This window comes from Clostridium sp. HMP27 (assembly GCF_000765165.1).
Classification (GTDB): Bacteria; Bacillota; Clostridia; order Clostridiales; family Clostridiaceae; genus Clostridium_AK.
The window spans coordinates 15962-37842 of the sequence record NZ_JMFY01000005.1 but is presented as its reverse complement, the minus strand read 5'-3'; the positions used below and the strand labels follow the sequence as shown (position 1 = coordinate 37842).

Below are 21881 nucleotides of genomic sequence, written 5' to 3'. Positions count from 1 at the left end.
TTAACTACATTGGAAGCTTTTGTTTATTTACGAACAATATCTATTAAATTACCTGCAAAAAATACTATATATACGAATAATAATAATAAAATTAAAAAGTAATGTTGACAGGTAATAAAAATAATGTTAATATTAGATTAGAAATTATAACATATTGTTCGTAATGATAAGAAGATTATAAGGTGATTATAAGGAGGGCTAAATAATGCAACAGTCAAAAGAAGAAAGATACGGTCAGGAACCACCTAAAGGTTTTTTAGATTCGTTTTTTAAACTAAGTGAAAATGGAACTAATGTAAAAACTGAAATTATAGCAGGTATCACTACTTTTATAACAATGGCCTATATAATATTCGTAAATCCAGGAATACTTATGCAAGCAGGAATGAATACACAAGGGCTTTTAGGGGAAGCAGCAGTAAAGGCAGGACTTAGTGCTCTAAATGATCCAATGGTTGCTTCAGTTTTTGCAGCTACGTGTATCTCTGCAGCAGTTGGTACGTTTATAATGGGATTATATGCAAATGTTCCTTTTGCTCAAGCACCAGGAATGGGACTTAATGCATTCTTTGCGTTTAGTGTTTGTCTTGGAATGGGATATACTTGGCAGCAAGCATTAGCAGCGGTATTTATTTCAGGTATATTCTTTTTAATACTTACTTTAACTAATGTACGTGAAGCAATAGTTGATGCAATACCTACTAATCTAAAGTTTGCAATTTCCGGTGGAATTGGATTGTTTATAGCTTTAATAGGATTTAAAAGTGGCGGAATAATAGTAGCAAATCCAGCAACTTTAGTAGGTTTTGGAGACTTTATGTCACCAAACACTATGCTTACTTTGATTGGAGTTGCTATAACAGCAATACTTATGTCTAGAAATATAAAAGGTGCTATACTTATAGGTATTTTATTAACTACAATTATAGGTATTCCACTAGGAGTTACAAAAACTGTTCCATTAGCTCATCTTGTGAGTGCACCACCTTCTTTAAGTCATACTTTCTTTAAATTAGACTTGCCAGGATTATTAAATATAGGACAACATGGATTATTTAAAGCTATTTTAAATGTACTTATGGTTGTTATATCCTTCAGCCTTGTAGATATGTTTGATACAATTGGAACATTGGTTGGGACAGCTCAAAAGGCTAATATGTTAGATGAAAACGGAAAAATGAAAAATATGGATAAGGCATTACTTTCTGATGCAGTAGCTACTACAACAGGAGCATTACTTGGAACAAGTACTGTTACAACTTTCGTAGAATCCACTGCAGGTATTTCAGAAGGAGGAAGAACTGGACTTACTTCTGTAGTAACAGCTATCATGTTCTTGGTTGCAATGTTCTTTACAGGTCTTGTTGGGATAGTTCCTGCAGAAGCAACAGCTCCAGCTTTGATAGTAGTTGGTGTACTAATGATGGGTGCTGTAACTAACATAAACTTTAATGATTTTACAGAAGCATTACCTGCATTCTTTACAATATCAATTATGCCATTTACCTACAGCATAGCAAATGGAATAGCAGCAGGAATTATATTTTATCCAATAGTTAAAATAGTAACTGGAAGAAGAAAAGAAGTTCATCCAATAGTTTACGTTTTAGCAGCGCTATTTATAATAAGATTTACAATACTCCCTAAATAAAAGATGAGACATTTTAGGATAATGTTAAAACAAAAGTATGGGATTTTCATCTAGGAAAGCGTTGGTTTCGCAAAAAAGGTCTAATATTTCTGTCCTTTAAAATATCTAAACCTTCTAAACTCGCTCGGCTCAAACAATAGAAGGTTCTTAACGATATTTTAAGGTCAGAAATAAAGACCTTTTAATGCTTATTCAATGCTTTCTACGATGAAAATCCCATACTCATATGTTTTAACATTAAAAATGTCACTTAAACGTGATAAAAGAAAAAATTTCACCTTAGTGAAATTTCTTCAATAAATATTAACTATTAACTAAATTACATTTCCATCTGTTGAAATTATAACTTCTCTGTATGGTACTATTACCTCTGATTTTAACATGGCATTTTTAACAGCAGATACAATTCCACCACAGCAAGGCACTTCCATTCTAACTACAGTTATGCTTTTTATATTATTATTCTTAAGCATATCAGCTAGCTTTTCTTCATAGTATTTGTTATCATCAAGTTTTGGACATCCTATAACTGTTATGTGATCCTTTATGAAGTCTTCGTGAAAATTTTTATAAGCATAAGCTGTACAATCAGCGGCAACTAAAAGGTTAGCGCCATTTAAGTAAGGAGCTTTGCTGTTTACCAATTTTAATTGAACGGGCCATTGTCTAAGCTCTGAGTTTAACGTTGAATTTAGATTTTCAGCCATCATCATAGGAAGAGCCTTTGGTTTCATAGTTTTAGGCTGTCTTTGTATAAGCTTTGCAGCGCTTCCAGGGCATCCACATGGCATATCAGGAATTAAGCTATTTTTAGCTTCCTCATTAGCTTTTTTTTCAGCTATCTTTTGCTTAACCAGTTCGTCATCATATTCTTTAGCTTCTCTTTCAATTATTTCAATTGCATCTGTTGGGCACTCTGGAAGACAGTCCCCAAGTCCATCACAGTATTCATCACTTATAAGTTTAGCTTTTCCATTTATAAGTTCTATTGCACCTTCATGGCAAGCCTTTACACATAATCCGCATCCATTACATTTATCTTCATGTATATGAACTATTTTTCTTTTCATAGTATAATCCTCCTAGATAATTTATTTATTTGAATTTACATAAAATTTATATCGTTTTAATCTTAGATATCCTGTTTTCAATTGATTTCATAAATTTATTATATTAGAATTAGAATTATAAATCTGTAACACATGAAACCAAGTTAAAATTTAGTATATATTTTAGGAGAGAAGAATATGAAACAAGTATTACCAGTACTTAAACAATGTATATTATTTAAAAATTTGAATGGAGAGCAGTTAGAAAATATATTAGGTAAAAATACATTTAAGATTAGCAGTTATAATAAAGGTGATGTAATAGCTATTGAAGGAGATGACTGTAATAGTATAGGAATAGTAATAAAAGGTAAGATTGAAATTAGTAGAATATTTGCATCTGGTAAAACTGTAACTATGGACAGACTCCAACCAAATAGAATATTTGGAGAAGCTATAATATTTTCTAATTTTCACAAGTATCCAGCTACTATAACTTCAACAGAAAAAAGTGAAGTGCTTTTTATATTTAAGGAACAATTGCTTAAAATATGCAGTGAAAATAATATAGTTCTAAATAGCTTTATGAGTTTATTATCTAACAAGATACTTATGCTTAATAAGAAAGTCAAAGTGTTATCTTATAAAAATATAAGGCAAAGAATTGCAAGCTTCATATTGGAAGAACATAGAAAACAAAATAGTCTTCACATTAAGTTAAAAGTAAATAGAAAAGAAATGTCTGAAGAACTTGGAATTCCTCGTCCATCACTTTCAAGAGAAATGATGAATATGAAGGATGAAGGAATAATTGATTATGATAAAAATTCTATTACTATAAATGATTTAGAGGTTTTAGAGGAATGCTTAGTGGAATAAGAATTAAAATGAATTTTATCCTTAAGGCAATTGTTATATTTTTCATGATGCACTTTTGGTTTATCGAAATATATAAGGAGTAATAGGAAATGAAAATGGTTATAAAGATAGGTATAAGCATAGTTTTATTAATTATGATTTTTGTTGTGATTATTGGTATACAAATTTATAAATTTGGAGAGTTTTCTAAGGCTCAGAAGTCTGATTGCGTAATAGTACTTGGATGCAGTGTTTACGGAGAAACCCCAAGCCCATTTTTAAGAAGCAGAACGGAAGAAGCTTTTAGATTATATAAGGAAGGATATGCAGATTATATAATTGCATCAGGAGGAATGGGAGACGGAGAAGAAATTTCAGAAGCTGAAGCGGTAAAAAGATACTTAATAGAGCTTGGAATGGATGAAAAGTACATAATAAAAGAAGATAAGTCCACTAGTACCATGGAGAATTTAAAGAATTCTAAGGAAATAATGCAAGACAAGGGCTTTAATTCTGCTATAGTAGTATCCAATAAATATCATCTCAAGAGAGCCTCACTTATGGCAAAACGAGTAGGAATTCATGCAAGTTTTTCTGGAGTGTTTGTAAATGACTATATCAATCATGAACGTTATGGATTTATTAGGGAAATACCAGCACTTATTAAGTTTTACTTAACCTAAAAGGATATTACGACATTTTTGATGCTCTGGGTCGTATAGAATTTTCATCTAGGAAGGCGTTCATTTCGCGAAGAGCGGCTAATATTTATAAATTTAAAATCCCTAAGCAGCATAAACTCGCTGTCGCTCAGACAGTAGCCTGCTCTTAACGGTATTTTAAATTTGTAAATAAAGCTGTTCTAATGCTCATTCAATACCTTCTACGATGAAAATTCTATGCCCCAGAGCATTAAAAAGTTTTTCATGTGAACTGCTGAAGGAAGAAATTCAGCTAACTGAATCTCTAAAAAATTTTAGGACTTAGCGCATAAATATCTTTTAGGGCGGCAGTCCTGGAGGTTACAAGAACTTGTGCGCAATAAATGAAAAAGTTTAATTTATAAATTAAAGATATGAGAGTATGGTAAAAGGTTCTTAATAAAAAGTTGTATTATTAATATTTTCCGACCTATCGGTCTTCGGGCTTATCAGCCCTTCTTCAACAGTGTGGATGAAGACGTTTTTAATGTTAAATTTAGTATAGGTTCTGCATTGTAGAAAGCATTGAACAAGCAATTAGAAGCTCTTTATTTCTTAATTTAAAGCAACGTTAAGAATTTTCTACTGTTTGAACGATAGTGAGTTTAGAAAATTTAGCTGCTTTAAATTGAGAGGTATTAGAGCTTCTTTGCGCAGTGAACGCTTTCTTAAATGCAGAACCTATACGGAAGATTTAACATTAAAAACCGTCGTAATATTTCTAGAAGTAGTCATATTCTAAATCACTTAAGTATAAATATATATTAGTATAAAATATACGAATGTACAAAAAGTGGTGGAGGGGTTAATCATGGATAAGTTATATTATTGTAAGGATTGCAAAAGGATATTAAAAGATTCAGAGAAATGTGAGTACTGCAATAGCAATAATTTAAAAGAGCTTACTTACGGAGCACCAGTAAATATTATAGGAAGTAAATTAAAAGGTAAAGTATTAAAAATTAAAAATGATCTAGTAAAGCTTTTAATAAGAGATGAAAACAATCAAACATACATTAAAGAATATGGGTTTGACAAATTAAAAAAGGTACTTTAATAACAGTCACCAATCGCTAATCTTCACATGTTTAGTAAAAAACAGGTTAATGATTAGTGATTAGCGACTAGAGATTAAATAAAAAGTTGCGTAAGCAACTTTTTATTCTTTGTTTTCTGCTTTAAATGGCAGTATTTGTTTTAGTGCAGGAAAGGATGATAAATTAAACTTTAATTTTTTAATTTCTCCGTTATCCATATACTCCAGTATAGTACCTGCAAAACTTTCATTATCTTCTTCATAGAATCGAACAATATTTTCTATATCTATTGCTAATGGAGTTATATACACAAATAAGTTATCTAATAAATGAAGCTTTTCATCTTGAATCCATACAAATACATGTCGTCCGTCTTTTAGTTTCCCCTTTTGTACATGCTTATGGTATCCTTTTGCTTCCTTCTTAAATCCTTCAAGATAATTCCCTAAAAAAACTTTTCCGTTATCTTTTAAAAAATCTAAAAGAGCATTATTATAAAATAAATTTTGATTTTGTTTTATATTGTTTAAAGCAACAAAAAAGGATTTTCTCATTTTAGAATTTTCATCTAAAACATCTGAAAGATTTTTATTTTTATAATTTAACTCGTGGAAGTTAAATTCCTTAAGCTCTTTATTTATTTGATTATCTAGTAAATCTGAACCGCCTAAATACAATGTTACAAAAGCATCCTTAGGAATAAAGCATTTATTAAATTCATCTTCATATTTATCAAGTAAGTTCGACAGGCTTTGAATAATTTTATCATCAACAGTTTTTTTACCAAAGAATAGCATTAAATCAGCTCCTACGTTTAATATTAGTATAATGCTTATATTATATATATTTTTGAGAAAACTTGCAATTTTTTAAATACAAGTTTTTCTTTACAATGTGGTAACTATTAAATAAAAATGTGCTATAATACGATATGACGATAAAAAATATTTAGAAAATATTTGAAATTTTGCCTGCGATAGTGTAAAATATTCATAATTTATCATACTAAAGTATATGGAGGGATAAAAATGGCTAAAAATATAGTAAAGCCTTCAATACTGCCAGGATTTATGGAGTTACTTCCTGCAGATCAAATACTTTTTAATAAAATGATGGATACCATAAGACATAACTATGAAAAGTGTGGCTTCATTCCATTAGATACTCCAACTATAGAAAAATCTGAAATACTTCTTGCCAAGGGTGGCGGAGAAACAGAAAAGCAGATATATAGATTTACCAAAGGGGATACAGATTTATCTTTAAGATTTGATTTAACTGTGCCACTAGCAAGATATGTAGCGCAGCATTTTTCCGATTTGACTTTCCCTTTTAGAAGATATCATATGTCAAAGGTATATAGGGGAGAAAGAAATCAAAAAGGACGTTTTAGAGAATTTTATCAATGTGATATAGATATAATAGGAAATGGGAAATTAAACGTAATAAATGATGCAGAAATCCCAAGTGTTATATATTCTACATTTAAGGAACTTGGTTTTGAAGATTTTACTATACATATAAATAATAGAAAAGTATTAAATGGCTTTTTTGCATCCTTAAATGTTGATAATAAGGCAGAAATCTTAAGAACTATAGATAAGCTTGATAAAATAGGAATGGATGCAGTAATAGAAGAGCTAAAGTCTTTAGGTTTAGATGAGGAAAGAGTAAATAAGATAATAGGGTTTATACAAATAAAGGGCAGCAATGATGAAATGTTAAAATCCTTAGAAGAGCTTAATATAGAAAATGATGAGTTTAAAGAAGGATTAAAAGAATTATCTCAAGTTGTATATTATATAAGATGTTTTAAAGTTCCTGAAAATAACTTTAGCATAGATTTAACTATAGCAAGAGGTCTTGATTATTATACAGGTACCGTATATGAGACTATACTAAATAATTATCCTAAAATAGGAAGTGTGTGTTCAGGTGGAAGATATGATAACTTAGCAGAATACTATACTGAGCAAAAGCTTCCAGGAGTAGGAATATCTATAGGCCTTACAAGATTATTTTATCAGCTAAGAGAAGCTAATATAATAGGAGAAAATGCTTCATCAACTTTGTCACAAGCACTTATTATTCCTATGGGAGATGAGTGTATAGAACATTCTATAAAGGTTGCTAGTGATTTAAGAGAAAATGAAATAGTATGTGAAATTTATTTTGAGGATGGTAAGGTAGGTAAAAAGTTCGGTTATGCGGATAAGCTTAATATACCTTATGTAATACTTATAGGTTCTGATGAAATAAATCAAAATAAGGTTACACTAAAAAATATGAGCACAGGCGAACAGCAAACTATTACTATTGATGATGCCATGAGTATAATTAATAATAAATAATAATTTTTGATAAAGGCCAGCTTTAAGCTGGCCTTTATTAATTTGACTTAAATTCTTAAGTGTATTATCATAAAATTTTGTTATATAATATAATTATAGTAAAATTTTACATAAGTTAATGATTGGAGGCATACTAGAGTGGCAATACATCCAGAAGAATTACAAGGTGAAAAGGAAAAGCTAGAAGAAACAAAAAACTGGCTTAAAGATGAAATAAAATATTTAGAAGGTAATGTTAAAGAGTTTAATGAAAAGGTTCAAAAGCTTAAAAAAGAATCTAAAGGTAAATATAGCTTTGAACTTGATACTGCAATTCATATTCAAGAAGCAAATAAAGAAAAGGCAAAAAATTACAAAGAAGTAAAAGGAGCACCATATTTTGCAAGGATAGATTTTAGAGAAAGACTTAGGGATGCAGAAAGTTTTTATATAGGTAAAATTGGATTAAATGATGAAAAAGAGCAAGAAGAAAAGGTAATAGATTGGAGAGCCCCAATTGCAGATTTGTATTATAGTGGTACTGAAGGAAAGAGTTCTTACTATGGTCCATATGGCGAAATTGAGGGGGAATTATCTTTAAAGAGAAAGTTCTTAATAAAGGGTGGTAAAATTAAGGATGCCTTTGATGAAGGAGCTAATCAAATCATATTAAAGGTAAGTGAAAATGGTGAAGAAGCTCTTCAAGATGAATTTTTAAGAATAAACTTGGAAGAAAGTGCAAATAAAAAACTTAAAGATATAGTTGCTACAATACAAAAAGAGCAAAATGACATAATAAGAAGTGAAAAGAATAGGTCACTTATAGTGCAGGGGTCAGCAGGTTCGGGTAAAACTACTGTGGCACTGCATAGACTTGCATACCTTTTATATAAGTACAAGAAAAATATCACTGGTGAAGATGTGCTTGTAGTTGCACCTAATAATTTATTCTTAGATTATATATCGGAAGTGCTTCCAAACCTTGGGGCAGGGAAGGTAAATCAGTTCACATATGAAGAACTTGCTTTAAAGATATTAAAAACTAAACTTGAAGTATATAATAAAGATAAGAAACTTGCTTATGTAATTGAAAACAACATGGATAAAGAAGCAGAGTTTATAACCACAGTAAGTAAGGTGAAGGGAAGTATTCTCTTTAAAAATGTAATTGATAGATATATAAAATATATTCAATTGAATAATTTAGATTATGAAGACATAGAGGTTTGTGAATACACTCTTTTTAGAGGAAAAGATATAAAAAAGTTATTTTTAGAGGGATTAAAGCATCTTCCTATGGAACAAAGAAAAAAAGAAATAAACAGTTACTTTAATAAACAGCTAGATGGGAAAGTAAAAAACATACATGCAATAATTGATGCGCAATATGAATTTTTATTTAAAGAATTAAGAGAAATGCCTGAAGGGGAAGAAAAGAGAAATCAAATTAAAGCAGCATATGAAGAAAGAGATAATTTGAAGGGAAAAATTAAAGCAGATAGTAAAAAGATAATAAAAAATTACTTTAGTGATTTAGGTAAAATAAATATAAATAAAGTATACTTAGGTTTATTTGAAGAAGAAATTTATGAAAAGCTTACAGAAGGTAAAATTCCTAAAAATATTTGGGAAAAAATGAAAAAAGAATCAGAAGGAAACTTTGAGAAGGGTTTTGTAGATAGTGATGATTTAGCTGCTCTTTTATACTTGAAATTTAATTTAGAGGGAGTAAGCGAAGAAGATAAGTTTAAGCACATTGTAGTAGATGAAGCTCAGGATTATAGCTTGTTTCAATTATATGTTTTAAAGTCTATGGTATCAAATAATTCATTTACAATAGTTGGAGATACAGGCCAAAGCATTTATTATTATAAGGGAATAGATGATTGGAAAAGACTCATTGAATTTGTATACGATGGAGATGCAAATTATGTGGCATTATCTCAAAGTTATCGTTCTACAGTTGAAATAGTTAATTTTGCAAATATAGTACTTAAAAAACAGCAAAATAGCTTGAAGCCAGCCCAACCTGTATTAAGACATGGAATGATACCGGAAATTATTAAGTATGATGATTATAATGGATTCGTAGATATAATCCAAAGCATTGAAAATAAAATGAACGAAGAAAACAGAAAAACCATTGCACTTATAGGAAAGGACTCACAGGAATGTGAAAATATAAAAAATATGTTTGATATACATGGCATAGAGGGGTGGAAGATTATAAATGAAGAGGATAAAAGAGTAAATTCAGAAAAGATAATAATTCCATCTTATATGACCAAGGGACTGGAGTTTGATTGTTCAATAATTATAAATGGAAATGATGAAAACTATAAAGAAGATGAGTTGGATAAAAGACTCTTATATGTTGTCCTTACAAGAGCTCTTCATAATGAGTATGTTTTATATAGTGGAAATTTGACAACTTTACTTAAGGAGTAGTGGTTGTTATGAAAAAATCTAAGAATAAAACATTGTCCACAGTATCTACTATAATTGCAGGATTAATTGTTATTAGTTCTGCAAGTTATGGTGGAAAAATAATTACCTATATAAATGGGGGATTTAAATATGGTTATAGATTATTTCCGCCTATTATATTCCTGGCAATAAGTTTTTTATTTATACAAGAAATGAATATAAGAATGGCAAAGGTAACTGGTAAAAGTTTTGCAGATCTTATAAGGGAATGGTATGGAGCAAAACCGGCGTTTTTTGCTATGATTATGGTTTTGATATCAAGTATATTTTTGACTATTTCAAGCTTTGGATCATGCTTGATAGGTTTAGACCTTATGGGTATAAATAAGTATATAGCTATAATCATAATTTCTATATTCATATGGCTTACGATAGTTAAGAGATACTATGGAAGTGTTCAAAATATATTTTTTTTATTAAGCATTATATTTATTGTATATATAATTTCAGCAGTTGATTTTAATAATTCAAGTAAAGTTATAATTAATTCTATGCAAAACATAGATTTTTGGCAAAGTGATTATATATACTATTGTTTAAGTATAATAGGAGCTTCCATTCCAATTTACATGATGTTTCATCTTCAATCTTATTTAGTTCAGGAAGATTTGAGTCTGAAGGAATATGGAGAACAAAAGATAGGTATATATATAGGGATTTTAATAATGTTTTTAATGACGTTACTTATTATGATTGTAGGGATTGAAAGTTTTCAAAGGGGAGGAGAAATTGCCATAAGTGATAAGAATCTAGGGGAGATTTTTATAAAGGCCTTTGGAAAGTATGCTAAATATATATTTGGTATGGGAATATTAAGTTTTGCAATTATAACATTAGCATTAATCCCATTAGCTGCAACCCTTGCAATATGTGATGCTTTTGCATTAGAAAATGGATTTGAAAAAAGTTGTAAAGAAGCGCCACTATTTTATATAATATTTACATTTATTCTAGTTATAAGTGGGGTTTTTGTTTTGTTAAGCAAGAATTCTCTTGTAAATTTGGTAATTTTAGCTCAAGCTTTAGCCTCTATGATAGTGCCTGTAATTCTTATATATATGATTATAATAACAAACAACAGTGAGATTATGGGGAAAGAAGTAAATAAGCCAATACAAAATATAGTTGTATGGTTTACGGTGATAAGTATAGTAGTGTTTTTTATAGCTTTAATCATATATAAAATTATGGCGATGTTTTAAAAACATCGCCATAATTTTATTCAACTAATTAATTTTCTTTATACATTTGTCTAATGTCCTTAAACCACACTTTAAGTAAAGCATAAAGCGGTACTGCAATAAATGCCCCAATAAATCCAAATACAGATATTGCAATCATTATCACAAATATTATAGTTAATGGATGAATTTTAAGTCTATTACCCATTATATTAGGAGTTATAAAATTACCCTCTATCTGTTGAACTACGATAGATACAATTAATATTTTTACGAGCATAGGGAAATTTCCCATAGATAGTGATATTAAAAAAGCAGGAAGTATTCCAAGTATAGGACCTAAAAATGGGATTATAGAAGTAATTATTGCAAATATAGCAAGGAATAAGGCATTTTCCATACCAATAATCAAATATCCTATATACATAAATACTCCTATAACTAAAGCGGCTACTAATTGGCCGGCTATATAATCTGAAAGTACCTTATCGGTATCTTTTATCAAGTTTTTTATATTATCTTTACACTTTTCAGAAAATAAGTTTATAAAAATATTGGTAAATTCATCATCATCCTTTAAGAAATAAAAGAGTACAAAAGGAACTAGTATTATTTTACTTCCTATATCTGCAATGTTAGAAAATATATTTACTACATTGTTACTTAAATGTACTAAAGCAGTTTGCAAGAATGAAGTTGATTTTTGTTGTATATCCTCAAGATTAAGTGAAGGTATTTGAAATTTATTATTTATAATATCGCTAGGATTTCCTATATTTTTAATTTGGTTAGATATATTATTAAGCGATGTACTTAAGCTAGTTATAATAGTATTGCTGCTATAACTAAATAATAAGGATATAGTAAGGATAAAAAGCAGTACAACTATTGTTACAGACAAATTCTTTTTGAATTCATTTTTAACCAAAAATCTTACAGCCGGTCTTAGCATATAATAAAATAATAGTCCTATCAAAATAGGAATGAGGACAGTACCTATGATTTTCTCTCCTAAGTTTAATATAAATGTTAATTTGCCAAATAAATAAATTATGGCAAGTGTGAGTAAAACTTTTGTAAGTGATTTAATAAGTTTATCTTGAAACAATTAAAAACATCCTTTCAATATGCGTGATAGTTTATACTCTTGTATTTGATTATCCTTGAGCTTAGTTTTTTATAAGTTCTGAATAGTATCACAAAAGACTATTGTAAAATTATACATAAAAATAAAGTTTACCATCTTGCACAGAAGAATTTATTTTACCATTATTATAAAGATAAGATAAAAAAGAGCTTACTGCAGATAGATTTAGGTGATATTGTCTAAATTCCATATCTAAGTTATTTAAAAGAGCTAGGTTTTCTAAAACATCTTCTTTAGATAATGGTTGATCTAATAATTCCAATATATCATTTAAATATTTATTTATATTTTCTATGTTCTTTTCAGCTAATTGAGTTATTTCTAACCTTTCATAAGTTTTATCACTATGTCCTATTACAAAATAATCTGCATCTATCTCTTTTATAAAGTTTAAGGTATTTAAGCTTTCCTCTATATCATATAAGTATGGTAGGGAATATTTATCTATTGTGATATCACTAAATAGTGAGTCACCTAAGAAACATACCTTTTCAGGAGTAATAATTCCAATTTGTTCTATCGAATGCCCTTTAAGAGAAATTACTTCAAGCTTCTCATCATTTATTTTGGTTGTTCCATATTCAAGTAAAAAGTCTATAGATAAAGATTTATTACTTTTATCTAAACCTTTAAAAGGATTTCCAGTGGAAAGTATGGAAGCGTGAAGTTCCTGGTTCTCCATAAATAGTTTTTCTTTTAAAGAAGAATAAACTAGGCATCCAGGATAATTATTTTGAAAATATGTATTCCCACCACAATGATCCAAGTGGCTGTGGGTGTTTATTATATATTTAGGATGAAGGCCATTTTGTACTAGTATCTCATCCACTTTTTTTGTAGAAGAATTATTCATGCCTGTATCTACTAAAACACAGTTTTTATTTTTAAATACGTAAACTCCAATATTAGTAGGGGCATTTATGTAATAAGTGTTACCCTTAATCTTACTAAGTTCCATAGTTCTCAGCTCCTTACATGATGTATAAAAATTTCTAATTATAATGTTATATCTAATATATCATTTATGCATTGATATGTAAATTTTCAGTATTTAAAATGCATAGTAACTTTATAAAATCTATAATGAAATTAGTCATATAAACTTCATTATAGAATATATTTATTGTATAACTAGAAAATTAAAATTGGTGAAAGAAATAGTAATGTTTGATCTTGAAAAATATTACATTAATTCTTGAAGTTGTAATTGCAATAAGTTATTATATAAATATAAACATATAAAAGTTAAATAATTAAAAAGATATGTTTTACTGCTTAGTTTATTTGATGCCTAAAGCATTTGCCGTAAACGAAGTCCAGTAGATGATTTATTCATTTACTGGACTTTTTACATTGTTAAACACCTAAATAATAAATTAATGCATTTAATTTAAAATGCATTCAATTAAATAATATAGCTAAGGGGGTATTTATATGTTATTTGGAATTTCACCTTTGTTTGCGCTTATACCACTAATACTTTATATAGTGCTGGCTTTTAAGGACATTAATCCAATCCTAAATGTATTACTATGTGTTATTATTACAGGTATTCTAACAAATAAACCTTTATTAGGTATGGGTGCAGTGATTGGAGAATCATTAGGATCATTCCTTGGATTAATAGGGTTTATAATTATGTTAGGCTCTGCGCTAGGGGCAATCTTGAAAAAGACAGGTGTTGCTGAAAACTTAGTAAGAACAGTTATGAGAAAGATAGGAATAAATACAGAAAAAAGAGCTATATTAGCATCTATGATTGCTTCTATGGTGTTAACTGCTTTACTTGGAACTTTGGCAGGAGCAAATGCAATTATAGCACCAATAGTAATACCATTAGTAGCAGTTATTGGAATTACCCCATCTTCTTTATCAGCAGTGCTTATGGGAGCAGGACTAACAGGAATGTTTATAGGACCTTTTTCACCACAAGTTGTTACTATAATGGGGCTAACTAGGCTAAGCTATGTAGAGTACTTAATATCTGCTGGATTGCCTGTAACAGTAGTATGCTTAATAGTAACTTATATCATGGCTAATAAAATTCAGAAGGATACAAAGGGCATATATGTTTATGAAAGTACTGAGAATATTGATATTAACGAAAAGGCAGGAGAAAACGCTAAGCGAGCTACCTATGGTTTTTTAATCACATTAACTCTTTTAATAGTTTATGGTATTTATGTAAAAAGTGGAGCTTCCTATGCCATAGTTGTAATGTTTACTACAGCAGTTATAACAGGAGTTACAGGAAGGTTAAGCTTAAATGAAATATTTGATACGTTAGTTGAAGGGGCATCGCGTATGATGTGGCTGTTTATAATGTTTATATTATTTAATCCTTTCATAACTTTCATAGAAGAATCAGGAGCTTTTAAATCATTAGTAACCTTGCTAGAACCATTATTAGGCTCAGGAAATAAGATAGTTTTTTCCTTAGTTTCTACTTTAACTGGAATTTTTGGAATAGGAGGAGCCGCTGTAGCTCAATCGGTAGTAATGGACAAGATGTTCAATGGATTTGTACAAGATTTAGGAATGTCAACTGGCTTGTGGGCAATGATTTTACTAGTTGGTTCTCAAATAACTTCCTTTGCATATCCAGAGGCAGATATGTTAGGACAAATGGGACTTGCTAGATCAAAAGACTTGAAGAATATGGTTAAGTTTGGGGTTATTGTTGTTATAGCTAATGTTTTACTTATATTTATAAGAGCTTTCTTTGGTTAAGGAGGAAAATATAATGGAATTAAAGAATAACATTGAAAATATAATTAGCAATTCTAATGGAAATATAGCAGTTGCGTTAAGGATGATGAATGATAAATCTACAATAATGATAAATGAAAATATGATATTTCCTTCTGCTAGTACTATTAAGCTAGTAATAATGTCAACCCTTATGAGAGAAGTAAAAGAAGGTAGAATGTCACTAAATGATAGAATCAAGCTGCTAAATTGTTCAAAGTGTGGAGGGGATGGAATATTAAAGGAATTAGAAGAAGGACATTCATTTACTTTAAAGGAGATTATAACCTTAATGATTATACTAAGTGATAATACAGCAACCAATATATTAATTGATATGTTGGGAATGAAAAAAGTAAATGAAGAAGCAGAAAGATTAAAACTATATAATACTCAATTAAGAAGAAAGATGATGGATTCAGTTGCGGCAAAAATGGGAAGAGAAAATGTAACAACAGCTAAAGACTTATGTAGTATACTGGAAAGTATTTATGAAAGAAAATTAGTAAGTGAAGAATATAGTGAAATAATGCTCGATATATTAAAAAGGCAGCAAGTTGGAGGAAGATTAAATTTATATTTACCGGAAGATTTAGTAATTGCTCATAAAACAGGTGATTTAGACAAACTAGAACATGACGTAGGAATAGTATTTCATCCAAAGGATAATTATATAATTTGTGTATTAACTAAGAAGGTAGATACAAACAAGGAAGGAAGAGAAATTATAGGAAAGATATCACATGAGGTTTATAAAAGTATAGAAGGAATTTAATAAGCTGATAGGTTCATAGTGTTTGTTTAAAATATTCAATTAATTCTTGAAATTATAATCAAGATAGATTATAATAAAAATATAAACACTGATACACAAATAATTAAATTAAATATATTTTACTGCTTAGTTTATTTAGGTGCCTAAAGCATTTGTCGTAGACGAAGTCCAGTAGATGAGTTACTCATTTACTGGACTTTTTATATTTAAAATATCTAAATAATAAGTTTAAAAAGTTAGGAAGTGATAATTTTGACACAATTAGATAAAAAAATAGAAGAAATGAAGGATGAAATCGTAAGAGAAGTACAAAATGTAGTAAAAATTAAAAGTGTAGAGGAAAATCCCCAAGATGGAATGCCCTTTGGAGAAGGAGTATATAAGGCGTTGAATTATACTTTAAAACTAGCTAGTGATATGGGACTTAAAACTAAAAATATGGACAACTTTGTTGGATATGCAGAATACGGTGAAGGTGAAGAAATGATAGCAGTGCTTGGACACTTGGATGTAGTACCTGAAGGTGATGGTTGGAAGTATCCACCTTATGCAGCGGAAATACATGATGACAAAATTTATGGAAGGGGTACCATTGATAATAAAGGGCCACTTATAGGAGCACTATATGCGTTAAGAGCCTTAAAGGAGCTAAGACTTCCAATAAGTAAGAGAATAAGAATAATATTTGGTACTAATGAGGAGACGGGAAGCAATTGCATTAAGTATTACCTAGATAAAGGGGAAGAAATACCAGTAGCAGGATTTACTCCAGATGCAGAGTACCCTATAATAAATGGAGAAAAAGGGATTATAACTTGTAAATACGAAAGAGATATATGTTCAGACGGAGATGTAAAAATAAAATGTATAAAAGGGGGTATTGCACCAAATGTAGTTCCGGATTATGCAGAAGTCGTTATAAGTGCTCCTAAAGATAAATTAAAATGTATTAAGAAACAAGTATTAAGCAAAGATGGCTTTGAAGTTGAAGTTAAAGATAGAGAAGATTTAAAAATTAAATCTTATGGGGTATCAGCTCATGGAAGTACCCCAGAAAAGGGTAAAAATGCAATTTCAAATTTATTAATTCTATTAGAAGAATTTGATATAGATGGGGATATGGGAGAGGTTATAAGGTTTATAAATAAATATATAAATACAGAAGTAAATGGACAGTCACTAGGTGTTTATATGGAAGATGATATATCAGGAAAGTTTGTATTGAATTTAGGAACAATACAGGGCAATAATAACAAAATAAGTTTTGAGTTAAATATGAGATATCCTGTCACGAAGGATTACGAAGATTTCAAACATATATTAGAGGAGAAATTTAAAGAAGGTAATTTAAGACAGGTGTATTTGAGACATAAAAACAGCTTATATGTTTCTCCGGAAACAAACTTTATAAAAAAACTTCAAAAGGTATATGAAGCAAAGACAGGAGATGTAGCAAATCTTATATCTATAGGAGGAGGAACTTATGCTAAAACCATGCCAAATGTAGTAGCCTTTGGTCCAATATTTAAGGGGCAGGAAATGGTAGAGCATAAGCCTAATGAATATATTGAGATAAGTCATTTAATAAAAAACACAGAAATAATGGCAGAGGCTATGTACGAATTAGCAAAGTAATAAAATTAAATTACAATATCGACAATGTTAACAAAAAAGGAGGAGTACCTATGATAACGAAAGGTTTTACTTATGTAGCATTTTTGCTTTTCTTTGCAAGTTTGCTAGTGCTAGCAGAAAAGAAATCAAAATCTAAGTTTTTTAACTATGTTCCAGCTATTGTTCTTTTGTATTTTACAGCAATGCTATTATCAACATTTGGAGTGTGGCAAAATAATAAAGAAATAACAGCGGTATATAAGGGATTAAAAGATAATTTATTACCTGCTATGATATTCTTAATGCTTTTAAGATGCGATCTTAGGAAAATATCTAAATTAGGACCTAAGATGATAATTGGATTTTTTTCAGCAACTATAAGCATTATGATAGGTTTTGTAGCAACTTATGCTATGTTCAAGGGATTTTATGAGACTGATACTTGGAAGGCATTTGCAGCGTTGTGTGGAAGCTGGATAGGTGGAACAGGTAATATGGTAGCGGTACAGGGAGCTTTAAATGTACCAGACTCGAAGCTTGGATATACTCTACTTATGGATTCTATAAATTATTCTATATGGGTTATGTTTTTATTGTGGTTAGTATCATTTTCTCCTAAATTTAATAAATGGACAAACTCTAATACAAAGCTTATAGATGAAATAGGAGAAAAGCTATCCAAAGATAATGAAGAAATGAGAAAAGAAATAGATTTTGCAGATATTATAGGTTTACTTGGATTAAGTTTGTTTGTTTCAGCAATATCTCAATATATAGGTGGAATGCTTCCACAATCAGTATTTTTTCAAGGAACTACATGGACAGTACTTATAGCAACACTTATTGGAGTAGTATGTGCTATGACACCTATTGCTAAAGTACCGGGTTCATCACAACTTTCAAATCTTATGTTATATACAATAGTTGCTTTAATAGCTTCTAGAGCAAACTTCCTAGAACTAACAAAGGCACCGCTATATATAGTTTCTGGATTTGTAATACTAGGCATACATGCAATACTTTTAACAATTTCTGCAAAGATATTTAAGTTAGATTTATTTACTTGTGGAGTTGCAAGCTTAGCTAATATTGGGGGAGTGGCATCTGCGCCGATACTTGCAGCAGCATATAGTGAAGCTTTAGTACCTATAGGAGTTTTAATGGCACTTATGGGATATATTGTAGGGACAGGTGGAGGACTTATAGTAGCAAAGATACTTTCTATAATGTAATTTATAAATCATGGGGGGAATATAATAATTATGAGAAAGTTTAAATTAAGGAGTATTTTAGTTTTGGCGTGTATTGCTCTTATTTCCACTAATGTTTGTGCTGCAGAAGACAATTATGTTCAATATAAAACAAATGTACCTAAAGTTAGTGAAGAGATGATGAAAGCTGACTTTTGGATAAACAACACTGAAGATCCAGATAAAATTATCATGGATGGTAAATCTATAGAAAAATATAATAAAGTAATTGAAGAAAAAGAGTCATCAATTGTGAATCTTGAAAAATATAATGAGACATTTAAAAAGGATGAATTAAGAAAACTAATATTAAACATCAGCTCACCTGCATCTACACCTAGGTATGATGAAAAGGGTAAGCAAGCTACAGAAGCTTATTATAACAATCTAAAAGAAAATTTAAATTTAAGTGGATTAGAAGAAGTTAATAAGGTCAAATATGGTATTACAGTAAAAAGAACGATTATGAAGACTTATCCAACATACGATGTATTATTTAAAGAAGGAGATAATTATGAGTTTGATAGATTAATGGAAACAGCTGTTTATCCTCTGGAACCATTAGTGATATTAAGCTATAGTAAGGATAATAAATGGATTTTTGCACAAATGTATAATTACTTAGCTTGGATACCTGCAGAAGATGTAGCTATAACCACCAAGGAAGAATTATTTGATTATATTAACACAAAGGATTTTATAGTAACTACAGGTAAGAGAGCATTTACTGTTAATAATCCATTGAATTTGCAGATTTCTGAATTAAAGTTCGATATGGGAGTAAGAATTCCACTTGCTACTCAGGATGAAATTGGAGACGATATTTATGGACAAAATCCTACAGGGAATTATGTAGTTAAACTTCCTACAAGAGATAAAAATGGTATGATGTCATTAAAGCTTGCTTTAATGTCTAAGTCAGAGGATGTAAATGTGGGATATATATATTATACAAAGAGAAATATATTAAACCAAGCTTTTAAACTATTAGGTGAGAGATATGGCTGGGGTGGAATGTTTAATGGAAGAGATTGTTCTGCTTTTATAATGGACATATATAGAACTATGGGATTTAAGTTACCTAGAAATACAGGAGAACAGGCTGAAATAGCTATGGCAAATGATTATAATATGCCAAAGGAAATGAAGTTAGATGAAAGACAAAGGTTATTTGATGGTATGAACACCGGAGCTGCATTATACATGCCAGGTCATGCCATGTTATACCTTGGTAAATACAATGGAGAGCACTATATGATTCACGATTTTTCAGGATTTTATAACAAAGATCAAAATGGAAAATATAAATATTACAGATCACGTCAAATTATGGTTACACCTGTAACTATAGTCTCAAGTGAAGATGGAAAAACTTATTTGGAGGAAATGACCATTGGAAAAGAGTTCATATTAGACAAGAAATAAATATTATTTTATAATATTTATTGGGGTGATTTTAATGTATAATTCTAATACGGTATATGTGGTTGGGAATTCAAAGACAAATACTGAAAATGCAATAACAACTATGTACAATTCATTTTATATTGGTTTTGTAGTAGATATAACTACAGATAAAGTAGTAGATTTAAGTTGTTCTTCTACTATAAGAACAACAGATGAATTTGTCCAAAGTCTTTTAATAGGTAAAATGTTAAATGACTATGATGAGAAGGTGGAGAGTGAAGTGAAAAGAAGGTATCATGGTTCTTCACAAAGAGCAATTTTAGTAGCATATAAAGATGGTATAAAAAAATATAATGAAATAAAACAAAAATATTTTTTAAATTACTGCTTTGTTTAATAAGATATAGTTATTTACTACTGTATCTACCTAAATGAAATCCAGTAAAAGCAAGTTTTTTTACTTTGCTTTTGCTGGATTTTTACATTTAACTTAATTTTAGGAGGAATAAACTATGAAAATAACAGATATAAGAATAGGATTAATTTCAGTACCATTAAAAACGCCTTTTAAAACTGCTTTAAGAACAGTAAATAGCGTAGAGGATGTTATAGTTGAGATATATACAGACACAGGTAATATAGGATTTGGAGAAGCACCTCCTACTGGAGTAATAACAGGGGACACCACTGGTGCGATAATTGGTGCAATTAAAGATCATATTAGTAAAACAATTATTGGAATGGATATAGAAAACTTTGAAGAAATAATGTTAAGACTAGATAAATGTGTAGTCAAAAATACTAGTGCTAAAGCAGCTGTAGATATAGCTTTATATGATTTATATGGACAACTGTATAAGGCTCCATTATATAAACTTCTAGGTGGATATAGGAAAGAAATTGTTACTGATATAACTATAAGCGTAAATGAACCTGAGGAAATGGTTAAGGATAGCCTAGATGCAATTAAAAGAGGATATGAAACACTTAAGATTAAGGTTGGGAAAGACTCTATAAAAGATATAGAAAGAATGAAAGCTATAAGAAAAGCTATAGGATATGATGTTAAACTTAGAATTGATGCAAATCAAGGATGGAAACCTAAGGAAGCAGTTAAAGTTTTAAGGCAAATGGAGGATGCAGGACTTAATATAGAATTTGTAGAGCAACCTGTAGCTGCACATGATATAGAAGGGCTTAAATTTGTAACAGATAATATTTCAATGCCAGTACTTGCAGATGAAAGTGTGTTTTCGCCAGAAGATGCACTAAAAATACTTCAAACAAGAGCCGCAGATTTTGTGAATATAAAACTTATGAAAACAGGAGGGCTTCATAATGCACTTAAGATATGTTCTATGGCAGAGATATATGGAGTTGAATGTATGATAGGATGTATGCTTGAGGCAAAAGTAAGCGTTACTGCAGCAGTGCATTTAGCAGCAGCAAAAAGTATCATAACAAAAATAGACTTAGATGGACCTGTACTTTGCAGCGAAGATCCAGTAGATGGTGGCGCAATTTTCAATGAATCTATTATAACGCTAGAAAACACTCCAGGCTTAGGAATAAAGAGAATACAAGGGTTAAAGTATATTTAGCTCTTTTATACACATAATACTAAGGCATAGGCATATAAAGGTGTC

Annotated in this window: 18 protein-coding genes; 14 read left to right on the top strand and 4 right to left on the bottom strand. The window is 29.8% G+C overall.

The genetic code is table 11. From position 1 onward, the window contains the following. The first annotated feature begins 205 nt into the window (after nt 1-205). Entirely contained in the window at nt 206-1651 is a 1446-nt protein-coding gene (locus DP68_RS03285; protein ID WP_035306034.1) for an NCS2 family permease, read from the top strand. Nucleotides 1652-1965: 314 nt separating this feature from the next. On the opposite strand, the gene DP68_RS03280 is transcribed toward DP68_RS03285, so the two are convergent. Continuing rightward, nucleotides 1966-2721 (bottom strand): 4Fe-4S dicluster domain-containing protein, encoded by a 756-nt coding sequence (locus DP68_RS03280; protein WP_035306031.1) that lies wholly within the window; start codon nt 2719-2721, stop codon nt 1966-1968. A gap of 177 nt (nt 2722-2898) precedes the next feature. Between DP68_RS03280 and DP68_RS03275 the strand changes: the two genes are divergently transcribed. From DP68_RS03275 to DP68_RS03265, 3 genes are all read left to right on the top strand, one after another. Continuing rightward, nucleotides 2899-3579, top strand: coding sequence for a Crp/Fnr family transcriptional regulator (locus DP68_RS03275; protein WP_035306029.1), 681 nt, complete (start codon nt 2899-2901; stop codon nt 3577-3579). Nucleotides 3580-3668: 89 nt separating this feature from the next. Beyond that, nucleotides 3669-4241 carry a YdcF family protein gene (locus tag DP68_RS03270; RefSeq protein ID WP_035306026.1) on the top strand — a complete coding sequence of 191 codons (573 nt, stop codon included), beginning with the start codon at nt 3669-3671 and terminating at the stop codon, nt 4239-4241. An 829-nt stretch (nt 4242-5070) separates the two neighbouring features. Further along, nucleotides 5071-5316, top strand: a complete 246-nt coding sequence (locus DP68_RS03265; protein WP_035306023.1) for a hypothetical protein — start codon at nt 5071-5073, stop codon at nt 5314-5316. Nucleotides 5317-5418: 102 nt separating this feature from the next. Here the strand turns inward: DP68_RS03265 and DP68_RS03260 are convergent, their stop codons facing one another. Continuing rightward, nucleotides 5419-6093, bottom strand: coding sequence for a hypothetical protein (locus DP68_RS03260; protein WP_035306020.1), 675 nt, complete (start codon nt 6091-6093; stop codon nt 5419-5421). A 231-nt stretch (nt 6094-6324) separates the two neighbouring features. On the opposite strand from DP68_RS03260, the gene hisS reads away from it, so the two are divergent. The 3 genes from hisS (at nt 6325) to DP68_RS03245 (ending at nt 11315) form a co-directional block, all read left to right on the top strand. Further along, nucleotides 6325-7647, top strand: a complete 1323-nt coding sequence (gene hisS, locus DP68_RS03255; protein ID WP_035306017.1) for a histidine--tRNA ligase — start codon at nt 6325-6327, stop codon at nt 7645-7647. A gap of 138 nt (nt 7648-7785) precedes the next feature. Further along, nucleotides 7786-10074, top strand: coding sequence for an RNA polymerase recycling motor HelD (gene helD / locus DP68_RS03250; protein WP_035306014.1), 2289 nt, complete (start codon nt 7786-7788; stop codon nt 10072-10074). 8 nt (nt 10075-10082) lie between these two features. Further along, a complete protein-coding gene (locus DP68_RS03245) occupies nt 10083-11315 on the top strand; it encodes a divalent metal cation transporter (protein WP_035306011.1) in 1233 nt (410 codons plus the stop codon). Nucleotides 11316-11343: 28 nt separating this feature from the next. On the opposite strand, the gene DP68_RS03240 is transcribed toward DP68_RS03245, so the two are convergent. Together DP68_RS03240 and DP68_RS03235 are read right to left on the bottom strand one after the other, a co-directional pair. After that, nucleotides 11344-12402, bottom strand: a complete 1059-nt coding sequence (locus DP68_RS03240; protein WP_035306009.1) for an AI-2E family transporter — start codon at nt 12400-12402, stop codon at nt 11344-11346. A 109-nt stretch (nt 12403-12511) separates the two neighbouring features. Next, nucleotides 12512-13399: an MBL fold metallo-hydrolase gene (locus DP68_RS03235; RefSeq protein ID WP_035306007.1), complete on the bottom strand. Its 888-nt coding sequence runs from the start codon at nt 13397-13399 to the stop codon at nt 12512-12514. A gap of 476 nt (nt 13400-13875) precedes the next feature. Between DP68_RS03235 and DP68_RS03230 the strand changes: the two genes are divergently transcribed. The 7 genes from DP68_RS03230 (at nt 13876) to DP68_RS03200 (ending at nt 21836) form a co-directional block, all read left to right on the top strand. After that, a complete protein-coding gene (locus DP68_RS03230) occupies nt 13876-15171 on the top strand; it encodes a Na+/H+ antiporter NhaC family protein (protein WP_035306005.1) in 1296 nt (431 codons plus the stop codon). Between the two features lie 13 nt (nt 15172-15184). Beyond that, a complete protein-coding gene (locus DP68_RS03225; protein ID WP_035306003.1) occupies nt 15185-15964 on the top strand; it encodes a serine hydrolase in 780 nt (259 codons plus the stop codon). A 252-nt stretch (nt 15965-16216) separates the two neighbouring features. Next, nucleotides 16217-17599, top strand: coding sequence for a dipeptidase PepV (gene pepV, locus DP68_RS03220; RefSeq protein WP_291547018.1), 1383 nt, complete (start codon nt 16217-16219; stop codon nt 17597-17599). Between the two features lie 50 nt (nt 17600-17649). Then, nucleotides 17650-18810, top strand: coding sequence for a DUF819 family protein (locus DP68_RS03215; protein WP_035306000.1), 1161 nt, complete (start codon nt 17650-17652; stop codon nt 18808-18810). A gap of 30 nt (nt 18811-18840) precedes the next feature. After that, nucleotides 18841-20253, top strand: coding sequence for an SH3 domain-containing protein (locus DP68_RS03210; RefSeq protein WP_052085618.1), 1413 nt, complete (start codon nt 18841-18843; stop codon nt 20251-20253). A gap of 34 nt (nt 20254-20287) precedes the next feature. Next, complete coding sequence (locus DP68_RS03205) at nt 20288-20632, top strand: DUF3870 domain-containing protein (protein ID WP_035305999.1); 345 nt, start codon at nt 20288-20290, stop codon at nt 20630-20632. A 115-nt stretch (nt 20633-20747) separates the two neighbouring features. Continuing rightward, nucleotides 20748-21836: a dipeptide epimerase gene (locus DP68_RS03200; protein ID WP_035305997.1), complete on the top strand. Its 1089-nt coding sequence runs from the start codon at nt 20748-20750 to the stop codon at nt 21834-21836. Nucleotides 21837-21881: the final 45 nt, after the last annotated feature.

Excerpts from the sequence above, each read along its gene's own strand:
- DP68_RS03285 (WP_035306034.1), top strand. The coding sequence starts at position 206 with ATGCAACAGTCAAAAGAAGAAAGATACGGTCAGGAACCACCTAAAGGT.
- DP68_RS03280 (WP_035306031.1), bottom strand. The coding sequence starts at position 2,721 with ATGAAAAGAAAAATAGTTCATATACATGAAGATAAATGTAATGGATGC.
- DP68_RS03275 (WP_035306029.1), top strand. The coding sequence starts at position 2,899 with ATGAAACAAGTATTACCAGTACTTAAACAATGTATATTATTTAAAAAT.
- DP68_RS03270 (WP_035306026.1), top strand. The coding sequence starts at position 3,669 with ATGAAAATGGTTATAAAGATAGGTATAAGCATAGTTTTATTAATTATG.
- DP68_RS03265 (WP_035306023.1), top strand. The coding sequence starts at position 5,071 with ATGGATAAGTTATATTATTGTAAGGATTGCAAAAGGATATTAAAAGAT.
- DP68_RS03260 (WP_035306020.1), bottom strand. The coding sequence starts at position 6,093 with ATGCTATTCTTTGGTAAAAAAACTGTTGATGATAAAATTATTCAAAGC.
- hisS (WP_035306017.1), top strand. The coding sequence starts at position 6,325 with ATGGCTAAAAATATAGTAAAGCCTTCAATACTGCCAGGATTTATGGAG.
- DP68_RS03245 (WP_035306011.1), top strand. The coding sequence starts at position 10,083 with ATGAAAAAATCTAAGAATAAAACATTGTCCACAGTATCTACTATAATT.
- DP68_RS03235 (WP_035306007.1), bottom strand. The coding sequence starts at position 13,399 with ATGGAACTTAGTAAGATTAAGGGTAACACTTATTACATAAATGCCCCT.
- DP68_RS03230 (WP_035306005.1), top strand. The coding sequence starts at position 13,876 with ATGTTATTTGGAATTTCACCTTTGTTTGCGCTTATACCACTAATACTT.
- DP68_RS03225 (WP_035306003.1), top strand. The coding sequence starts at position 15,185 with ATGGAATTAAAGAATAACATTGAAAATATAATTAGCAATTCTAATGGA.
- DP68_RS03215 (WP_035306000.1), top strand. The coding sequence starts at position 17,650 with ATGATAACGAAAGGTTTTACTTATGTAGCATTTTTGCTTTTCTTTGCA.
- DP68_RS03210 (WP_052085618.1), top strand. The coding sequence starts at position 18,841 with ATGAGAAAGTTTAAATTAAGGAGTATTTTAGTTTTGGCGTGTATTGCT.
- DP68_RS03205 (WP_035305999.1), top strand. The coding sequence starts at position 20,288 with ATGTATAATTCTAATACGGTATATGTGGTTGGGAATTCAAAGACAAAT.
- DP68_RS03200 (WP_035305997.1), top strand. The coding sequence starts at position 20,748 with ATGAAAATAACAGATATAAGAATAGGATTAATTTCAGTACCATTAAAA.